The organism is Curtobacterium sp. PhB130 (assembly GCF_003755165.1).
In the GTDB taxonomy this organism is placed as follows: Bacteria; Actinomycetota; Actinomycetes; order Actinomycetales; family Microbacteriaceae; genus Curtobacterium.
In genome coordinates, this window is sequence record NZ_RKII01000008.1 from 693,085 (window position 1) to 701,255 (window position 8,171).

The following is an 8,171-nucleotide window of genomic DNA, read 5'->3' on the forward strand; positions in this document are numbered from 1 at the left end:
GGCCCAGGACCGGAACCCGGAGCCAGCCGCTCAGCCGCAGGTGAGGTTCGTGCCGATGATCGCCGTCTTGATCTTCGCCGTCGACGAGCTGGTCGCGCTCCAGGTCCCGCCGAGGTTCGTCCGGACGTTCACGGTGACGGTCGCGCCGAGGCTGAGGATGCCGCTGCCGGCGACCCGCGCCGAGCTGGCGGACCCCGTCGCGGTCCCGACCACGGTCGTCCCCATCAGCACGTCGAACGACGTCGGGACCCCGGCGGCCCCGGGGTAGGTCCACCCGATCGTGACGGTGTTGTCGGCGTTGTTCGTGCAGGTGAGCGCCGTCACCGCGGTGGCCGTCGCCGTCGCGAAGCTCGTCGTGGGTTGACCGTCGTCTTCGTCCACGGCGCGGCGACGGCCTGTGCGGGCAGCAGCACGCCGAGTCCGCAGGCGACGAGCACGACGGCGGCGACCGCGCCGCTCCGGCGGAGCCGGCGCACCCGTCGGGCGCGACGGCGGTGTGCGCGACGCGAGCGGTGCCCGGCAACGGTGGACGCAGTCGAGGCGAGGGGCGGGGCGGACCCGGTGGGAGCCTCCAGACCGTCGTCGCCGTCGGAGCCGTCGTCGGGAGCGGAACCGAGCCGCCGCAGCGACCCGTCGATCGTGCCGAGGTACAGCATCGCGGTCAGGGCCAGCGCGAGGAGGACCACCTTGTGCCACTCGCCGTCGCGCAGCCAGACGATCGGCGTCCCGACGAACGGGATGCGCAGGAATGCGACCCCGTGCACGGCCGACCGCTCGATCGGGGTGGAGTCCCGCTGCGGGTTCGCGTCGCCCTTGGTGACGAGCGTCCCGGCGGTCCCGGCCTTGACGTACCGGTGCATGCGGAGGTGTCCCGGCTGGTCCGGGTCGTCGGCGAGCAGGACCTGACCGAGCCGGAGCTGCGCCGGCGCGACGGGACGGGACACGACGACGTCGCCGGGGACGAGCCGCGGCTCCATCGACCCCGTCATGACCGTGGTGGGCTGCCAGCCGATCACGGCCGGCGCGGCCGCCCAGAGCGCCAGGCCGAGGAGCGTCGCGACGACGCCCCGGGCGAGCGTGGCGACGACGACACGCCCCCAGTCGGCGGCGTCCCTGAGCGCATCGTGCGGTGCACGCGGTGCGTGCGGTCCGCTGACCTCGATGCTGACCATGGCTGCCTTCGACTGGGGGCGTGCTGTGTGCGGCGGACGGGCCCGCATCGGGTGCGGTCCCGGTCGTCACGGAGGGATCCGGCCGGGCACGCTGCGCGCGCCCGGAGGGGTCCGGGCTCAGCTGTTCTGGGCCTCCCACGTGAGTCCGAGGGACGCGGTGCCGCCCTGGATCGTGTTCGGGGCGGCGGTGGGGACCGTGTAGGTCACGCGGTAGACCTTGGACTCGGACGCGGAGCCGGTCGGTGCCCACGTGCCGACGCCGGTGGCGAAGTTGGTGGAGGCGGAGCCGAAGGCGGCGACCGTGCCGCTGTAGAGCGTGCCGCTCGTGGTGGCCGGGGTGAAGCCGGTGCAGGAGCCGAAGCCGCCGCCGGTGCCCTGCTCGATGGTCAGGTTGATGTTGGATGCGAGGTTGTTCGTGGTCGCGGGGTTGGTGCCGTAGAGCTTGACGGTCGAGGCGAGCGAACCGGTCGAGGTGACCGTGATGCAGTTCGTGCCGGTCGAGCCGGGCTTCAGGCCGGTCGCGGTGAAGAGCGCGGTGTTGTTGTCGTCGTCGCTGAGGGCGACGGTGCCGGCGGTCCAGTTGCTGGTCGGGTTCACCGTGGTGGCGGAGAACGCCGAGTAGGAAGCCGTCGAGACGACGACACCCGAGGCGACGAGGGCGGCGGGGATGGCGATCCAGGCGGCGAGACGACGGCGCGAGGGGTGACACGGGACATGGCGGTACTCCGAGAGGAAGAAGAGGGCTGATCGGTGGGTTCGGCCGGACCCGCGGTGGTTGGCCGCGCTTCGTGCCGTGGTGGTGCCGTACTGGTTGGTACGACGATCAAGCTACTTTGCTGCCGTGTTGCTCACAAGCCGTGGCATACCCCCGCTGTTGGGGGTAGTTCAATCACTGAGATACTTGTTCAATGAGCAGCACGGCGGCATCCCCGTGTCGCCTCGCCGATCGTGCCTGCGATCACCACCCGAGAAGAGCCCGCCCGATGACGGACACCCGCATCACCGCAGCCCCCGCCTCCACGGCGGCGTCCGCGATCCCCGCTGCTCCGACGTCCCCGGTGGACGCGCCCGTCGTCGACGCGCCTCGCTCCGCCGGCACCACCGACGGCGTCGAGGACTCCGACCTCGGCCGCCTGATGACCGCGTTCCGGCTCATGCAGACGCAGCACGCACGCGTCCTCAACCACGAGAGCGTCGCCCGGGGGCTCAACCCGACCGACAGCCGCTTCGTGTTCTTCCTCGCCGCTGCGGACGGCGCGGGTGTGACCCCGAAGCAGGCGAGCGAGTACCTCGAGCTCTCCACGGGCGCCATGACGTCGCTCATCGACCGGCTCGAGAAGCGCGCGCACATCGAGCGCCGCCCGAACCCGGACGACCGCCGCAGCATCCTCCTGCACCTCACCGCCTCCGGCGAAGCCGTCGCGAAGCAGATCGGCGCCGTCTACTCCGCCGCGTTCCGTGAGGTCGTCGCACCCGCCGAACGAGCGGCCGTCGCCGACGCCTTCGCGCGCATCGGCGACGCCCTCGGCCGCCGCTCCGAGGGCGACGCGCCTGCTCGTCGCTCTGACTCCGGGACGGGCGTACGTTCGGGGGCATGACCCCCAGCGACCTCCTCATCGAAGCGTTCTCCCGCGTGCCCGACACCGTCGGCCGTGCCCTCGACGGGCTCTCCGAGGACCAGCTCGCATCCCGCCCTGGTGCCGGAGCGAACACGCTCGCCTGGCTGGCGTGGCACATCGCGCGCGGGCAGGACGCGCAGATCGCCGGCCTCGCGGGCACCGAGCAGGTGTGGACCGCGGATGGCTGGTACGACCGGTTCGGGCTGCCGTTCCCCGCGGAGGCGCTCGGCTACGGCATGTCCCGTGACGACGTCGGCCGTGTCCGCGCCTCGGCCGCGCTGCTGAACGGGTACCTCGGTGCGGTGCACGCGCGCACGGTCGAGTACCTCCGCACGCTCGGTCCGGATGACCTCGACCCCGTCGTCGACGACGCGTGGGACCCGCCGGTCACCGCCGGCGCACGGCTCGTGAGCATCCTCGACGACTGCGTCCAGCACGCGGGTCAGGCCGGGTACGCGCGCGGGTTGCTGTTCTTCAACCGCTGACGGATCAACCGCCGGGAGGCCCGGCTCGGCTCCGCCAGACGCCGCTGAGTCCACGAGACACCTCCGGCACGACGAAACGCCGCCATCTCTGGCGGCGTTTCGCGTGTGTCGGGGCGTCTCGCGGAGACTGGACCGTCAGCGGGCGGCGAGCTCCGCGACGATGCCGTCGCCAGGCGCTGCCTGGACCAGGTCCGCCTCGATCTCGGCGCGCTCGAGGATGCCCTCGATCTTCCGGATGCGGCCACGGGGGACGATCGTCACGACGGTGCCCTCCTTGCCGGCACGACCGGTGCGGCCCGAGCGGTGCATGTACGCCTTGTAGTCGTCCGGCGCATCCGCCTGCACGACGAGCGAGACGTCGTCGACGTGGATGCCGCGGGCGGCGACGTCGGTCGCGACGAGGACGTTCACGCGGCCGCTGGTGAGCAGCTGCAGGTTGCGCGTGCGGCGCGACTGGTTGAGGTCGCCGTGGAGCGAGGTCGCGCGGATGCCGGCGTCCTCGAACTGGTCGGCCAGACGCTCGGCGTAGGCACGGGTCCGGGCGAAGACGATCGTCTTGCCGTCACCGGCGACGAGCTCCTCGAGCAGACGGTCCTTCTCGCGCTGCTCGACCACGAGCACGCGGTGGTCGATGGTCGAGGACGCCTGGTCCTCACCCGCCACCTCGTGCACGCTCGGCTCGTGCAGGAACTGCTCGACGAGCGCCGCGACCTGGGTGTCGAGCGTCGCGCTGAACAGCAGCTTCTGCGCGCGGTTGCCCTCGGGGGTGACCTGCGCGGTCGCCTCGAGGATCTCCTGCACGGGCTCCAGGAACCCGAGGTCGCACATGTGGTCGGCCTCGTCGAGCACGGAGATGACGACCTCGCTGAGGTCGAGCTTCCCCTTGTTCATGAGGTCCTGCACGCGACCGGGGGTGCCGACGATGATGTCGACGCCGCGCTCGAGCGCGCCCTCCTGGCGGCCGTACGGGACGCCGCCGTAGATCTGCGTCGTGAAGAGCCCCACCGAGCGGGCGATCGGCTGCACCGTGCGGTCGATCTGCAGGGCGAGCTCACGGGTCGGCGCGAGGATGAGCGCACGCGGGGCGCGGCCCATCTTGCGCTTCGTGCCGCCGCCGTTCTCCATGAGCTTCTCGACGAGCGGAGCACCGAAGGCGATGGTCTTGCCGGAGCCCGTGCGGCCACGGCCGAGGACGTCCTTGCCGGCGAGCACGTCGGGGATCGTCGCGGCCTGGATCGGGAACGGGCTGGTCGCGCCGAGCTCACCGAGGGCACGGGAGATGTTGCCGCCGATGCCGAGGTCGGCGAAGGTCACGCCCTCGACGTCGGCCGCGACGGTGGCCTCGGCCTGGAGCTTCTCGAGCTTGACGTCGTCGGCGGGGACGAAGTGTCCACGCTCGGTGTCGTCGCGGTCGAACTTGCGCGGAGCGCGGTCGTCGCGGTCGAACTTGCGCGGAGCGCGGTCGTCACGGTCGAACTTGCGGGGCGCACGGTCGTCGCGGTCGAACTTGCGGGGCGCGCGGTCGTCGCGGTCGAAGCTGCGGCGCGGACGGTCGTCCTGGTCGCGACGGGGCGCGCGGTCGTCACGGTTGAACGAACGGGGCGCACGGTCGTCACGGTCGAAGCGACGCGGGGCACGGTCGTCGCTGTCACGACGCGGCGCACGGTCGTCGCGGTTGAACGAACGCGGAGCGCGGTCGTCGCGGTCGAAGCTGCGGCGCGGACGGTCGTCGTTGTCGCGACGCGGGGCACGGTCGTCACGGTTGAACGAACGGGGCGCACGGTCGTCACGGTCGAAGCGACGCGGGGCACGGTCGTCGCTGTCACGACGGGGCGCACGATCGTCACGGTTGAACGAACGCGGGGCACGGTCATCGCGATCGAACCGACGCGGTGCACGGTCGTCGCTGTCACGACGGGGCGCACGATCGTCACGGTTGAACGAACGCGGGGCACGGTCATCGCGATCGAAGCGACGCGGGGCGCGGTCGTCACGATCGCCACCGCGTGCCGGACGGCCGGCGCCGCGGGGCTCCCAGCTCGAGCGGGCGGGGTCGCGCGGCTCCCAGTTCGGGCGGCTCGGACGCTCGCCCTGCGAGGAGCGGTTGCGGCGGTCGTCCGCGTCCCAGCGCTGCTTCTGGCGCGGCGCGGACGGGTCGGCGGCGCGGAAGCCGCGGTGCTTGTTGCTGCGTGCGGCGGGGGTGCCGTTCGGGTGACGGACACGGTCGGAGGCGCGCGAGTTCGCGCCCTTGTCGTACGGGGCCATAGCTACTTTCCGGGGTGCGGACATGCCACGCAGCCCGGCAGCGACATCGGCGGGGGCGGTTCGTGGTGAGGGGGTTCATCCCGTCGTCGAATCGACGTGATTCCAGCCCTCGAACTACACAACACCCAAACACGTCCGCGGCTCGCAGCCGCGGTGTCGAAGGCCGACCGAGCGAGTCTACGTGACGACCGGCCAGGACACCACCCCTCAGGACTCGGCCAGGCGCTGCCGCTGCTCCGCGACGTCGAAGTCCGCGGGCGGCCACGAGAGGTGCATGTCCTCGAGCGCGCGGAGCAGGAGCTGCTGGACGGCGAGCCGGGCGTACCACTTCCGGTTCGCCGGGACCACGTACCAGGGCGCCACGGTGGTCGACGTCCGGTCGAAGGCGATCTGGTAGGCCTCTTGGTAGTCGTCCCAGCGCAGGCGCTCGTCGATGTCAGCCGGGTTGAACTTCCAGTGCTTGTCGGGGCGGTCGAGGCGGTCCCCGAGTCGAGCGCGCTGCTCGTCCTTGGAGATGTGCAGCATCACCTTGACGATCGTGGTGCCCTGCTCGGCCAGGCGGTTCTCGAAGTCGACGATCGCACCGTACCGACGCTCGATCTCCTCCGGCGGGGCGAACGCCCGAACGCGCTGGATGAGGACGTCCTCGTAGTGCGAGCGGTCGAAGACGCCGAGCTGGCCCGCGCTCGGGAGCTCCCGTTCGACGCGCCAGAGGAAGTCGTGCTCGCGCTCCTCGGCCGTCGGCGCCTTGAAGCCCGCGTAGTGCACGCCGTTCGGGTCGACGGCACCGACCACGTGGGACACGATGCCACCCTTGCCCGCGGTGTCCATCGCCTGCAGGACGAGCAGCACGCGCCGCTGGTCCCCCGCGGTCGCCGCGGCCCACAGGCGCTCCTGCAGGGCGGAGAGCCGGTCGGCGCCTGCCGCCAGGGATTCGAGTCCGTCGATCTTCCGTCCGGGGAACCCCGGGGTGCCGTCCGGGTCGACGTCAGCGAGCCGGAACCCCTCGTCCACGCGGAGGAGCGGTTCCGGATCGGCGTTCCAGGCCTTGCGTCGGCTCACGGGTCCTCCTGCATCGACGGTGGTGTGCCGCTCATCCTGTCACCACGAGGTGAACGGCGTCATGCGTCGCGCAGCACCTCGGGATACCGTTGTCGGCGATGAGGTCAGGCCGTCGCACACTGATCGCGCTCGTCGCCGCGGTCGTGGCGCTCGGCGCGATCGCTTCGTGCAGCTCGGATCCGACCGGCGACGAGAACACCACGGTCACCGCCGACCCGGTGATCTACCCGCTCTCGCTGCGGTACCACGGCATCGACGTCGTGCAGGACGTCCCCTACGGCAGCGACCGGCTGCAGCAGCTCGATGTCTGCCTGCCCGCGGACAGCGCACCCGAGACCACCGCCACGCCCTCGGCCGCGGCGACGTCGGCCGCGGACGCCGACGCGCCGGCGGAGTCGTCGTCCCGTCCCGCGGTGCTGATGATCCACGGCGGGAGCTGGTCGCACGGCGACAAGGCCACCGCCGCGTACCGCTCGGTGTGCAAGTACCTGGCATCGGCGGGCTTCGTCACGTTCAACGTCGACTACCGCCTGGCACCGACGGACCCCTTCCCCGCCGGCCTCGACGACGTCCGGCGCGCCCTCGACTGGGTGTACCGGCCGACGACCCTGGCGACGTACGACGTCGACGTCGACCGGATCGGGGTGTTCGGCGGCAGCGCGGGCGGGAACCTCGCGGCGCTGCTCGCGGTCGAGGACCACCAGTCCACGGCCTACGCCGAGGGGGACCGGATCCGCGCGGTCGTCGACCTCAGCGGGCCGACGGACCTCACCGGACGCTCGACCAGGTCCGACGGGGTGTCGGCGTCGTTCCAGCGGAAGCAGCTGCTCTACCTCGGTTGTTCCACGTACACCTCGTGTCCGGCGGCGACCCGGGCGTCACCGACGGACAACGTCACCGCGGACACCGCCCCGTTCTTCATCGGGCACTCCACGCACGAGTTCATCCCGCTGTGGGAGTCGCAGGACTTCGCGGCGACGCTGCGCTCCCACGACGTGCCGGTGACCTTCGTCGCGGTCAAGGGCACCGCGCACTCGATCGCACAGCTCGACGAGGCGATGAGCAAACGCGTGGTGGCGTTCCTCCGGCGCCACCTGGGCTGACGACCCCGGCCGAACCGGTCCGTCACAGCGCCGACGTCGGCTGTACCCCGGGCGGGTGCCACCCGGACTCGGGACTGCCCCCGGACGGCTCCTCGGACGGAGACTTCCGGTGTGACCGACACCTCGACCCGCCCCGCACGCACCGCGACGACCTGGGACCGAAACTCCCCCGTCCGGACCGCCGCGGAGCTGCTCCTCGGGCTGTCCTTCTTCGTCACGGTCGCATTCGCCGGCTACGGCGCCGCGACCGGGCACACCTCGCTCGTCGCCCAGCTCGGCGCGATCGCGTTCCTGACGACGCTCACCTGCGTGCTCGTGTCGTGGTTCAGCGGTGCCGGCGCCCCCGACGAGGACACCAGCGGCCGCTAGATGTAGTTCCCCGTGAGGTTATGAACGCGATCTGATGGGGTTTGGCCGCCGAGGCCGGTGTGTGGTCGGTGGTGATTGTAGTGATGCAGCCAGTCC

10 protein-coding genes are annotated in these 8,171 nt (G+C 71.7%); 4 read left to right on the forward strand and 6 right to left on the reverse strand.

What is annotated here, in order from left to right; translation table 11 throughout:
- Positions 1-30: 30 nt before the first annotated feature.
- From EDF24_RS13325 to EDF24_RS13335, 3 genes are all read right to left on the reverse strand, one after another.
- A complete protein-coding gene (locus tag EDF24_RS13325) occupies positions 31-324 on the reverse strand; it encodes a hypothetical protein (RefSeq protein ID WP_123703403.1) in 294 nt (97 codons plus the stop codon).
- Positions 321-1,172, reverse strand: coding sequence for a signal peptidase I (locus tag EDF24_RS13330; RefSeq protein WP_185021664.1), 852 nt, complete (start codon positions 1,170-1,172; stop codon positions 321-323). Before EDF24_RS13330 ends, EDF24_RS13325 begins: the two co-directional genes overlap by 4 nt.
- 117 nt (positions 1,173-1,289) lie before the next feature.
- Entirely contained in the window at positions 1,290-1,769 is a 480-nt protein-coding gene (locus EDF24_RS13335) for a hypothetical protein (protein WP_243698323.1), read from the reverse strand.
- Positions 1,770-2,155: 386 nt separating this feature from the next.
- On the opposite strand from EDF24_RS13335, the gene EDF24_RS13340 reads away from it, so the two are divergent.
- Positions 2,156-2,770 carry a MarR family winged helix-turn-helix transcriptional regulator gene (locus EDF24_RS13340; RefSeq protein ID WP_165931468.1) on the forward strand — a complete coding sequence of 205 codons (615 nt, stop codon included), beginning with the start codon at positions 2,156-2,158 and terminating at the stop codon, positions 2,768-2,770.
- A complete protein-coding gene (locus tag EDF24_RS13345; RefSeq protein WP_123703411.1) occupies positions 2,767-3,276 on the forward strand; it encodes a mycothiol transferase in 510 nt (169 codons plus the stop codon). Before EDF24_RS13340 ends, EDF24_RS13345 begins: the two co-directional genes overlap by 4 nt.
- 135 nt (positions 3,277-3,411) lie before the next feature.
- On the opposite strand, the gene EDF24_RS13350 is transcribed toward EDF24_RS13345, so the two are convergent.
- Both EDF24_RS13350 and EDF24_RS13355 read right to left on the reverse strand, forming a co-directional pair.
- Entirely contained in the window at positions 3,412-5,565 is a 2,154-nt protein-coding gene (locus tag EDF24_RS13350; RefSeq protein WP_395868100.1) for a DEAD/DEAH box helicase, read from the reverse strand.
- Between the two features lie 183 nt (positions 5,566-5,748).
- Positions 5,749-6,603, reverse strand: a complete 855-nt coding sequence (locus EDF24_RS13355; protein WP_123703415.1) for a polyphosphate kinase 2 family protein — start codon at positions 6,601-6,603, stop codon at positions 5,749-5,751.
- 98 nt (positions 6,604-6,701) lie between these two features.
- Here EDF24_RS13355 and EDF24_RS13360 point away from each other — a divergent pair, with 98 nt between their 5' ends.
- Both EDF24_RS13360 and EDF24_RS13365 read left to right on the forward strand, forming a co-directional pair.
- Positions 6,702-7,706, forward strand: a complete 1,005-nt coding sequence (locus EDF24_RS13360; RefSeq protein WP_123703417.1) for an alpha/beta hydrolase — start codon at positions 6,702-6,704, stop codon at positions 7,704-7,706.
- A gap of 111 nt (positions 7,707-7,817) precedes the next feature.
- Positions 7,818-8,075, forward strand: a complete 258-nt coding sequence (locus EDF24_RS13365) for a hypothetical protein (protein ID WP_123703419.1) — start codon at positions 7,818-7,820, stop codon at positions 8,073-8,075.
- On the opposite strand, the gene EDF24_RS13370 is transcribed toward EDF24_RS13365, so the two are convergent.
- Positions 8,072-8,171, reverse strand: a 100-nt coding sequence (locus tag EDF24_RS13370; protein WP_132048956.1) for an integrase core domain-containing protein, incomplete at its 5' end; no start/stop codon positions are given. The genes EDF24_RS13365 and EDF24_RS13370 overlap by 4 nt on opposite strands.

Excerpts from the sequence above, each read along its gene's own strand:
- EDF24_RS13330 (WP_185021664.1), bottom strand. The coding sequence starts at position 1,172 with ATGGTCAGCATCGAGGTCAGCGGACCGCACGCACCGCGTGCACCGCAC.
- EDF24_RS13340 (WP_165931468.1), top strand. The coding sequence starts at position 2,156 with ATGACGGACACCCGCATCACCGCAGCCCCCGCCTCCACGGCGGCGTCC.
- EDF24_RS13345 (WP_123703411.1), top strand. The coding sequence starts at position 2,767 with ATGACCCCCAGCGACCTCCTCATCGAAGCGTTCTCCCGCGTGCCCGAC.
- EDF24_RS13350 (WP_395868100.1), bottom strand. The coding sequence starts at position 5,565 with ATGTCCGCACCCCGGAAAGTAGCTATGGCCCCGTACGACAAGGGCGCG.
- EDF24_RS13360 (WP_123703417.1), top strand. The coding sequence starts at position 6,702 with ATGAGGTCAGGCCGTCGCACACTGATCGCGCTCGTCGCCGCGGTCGTG.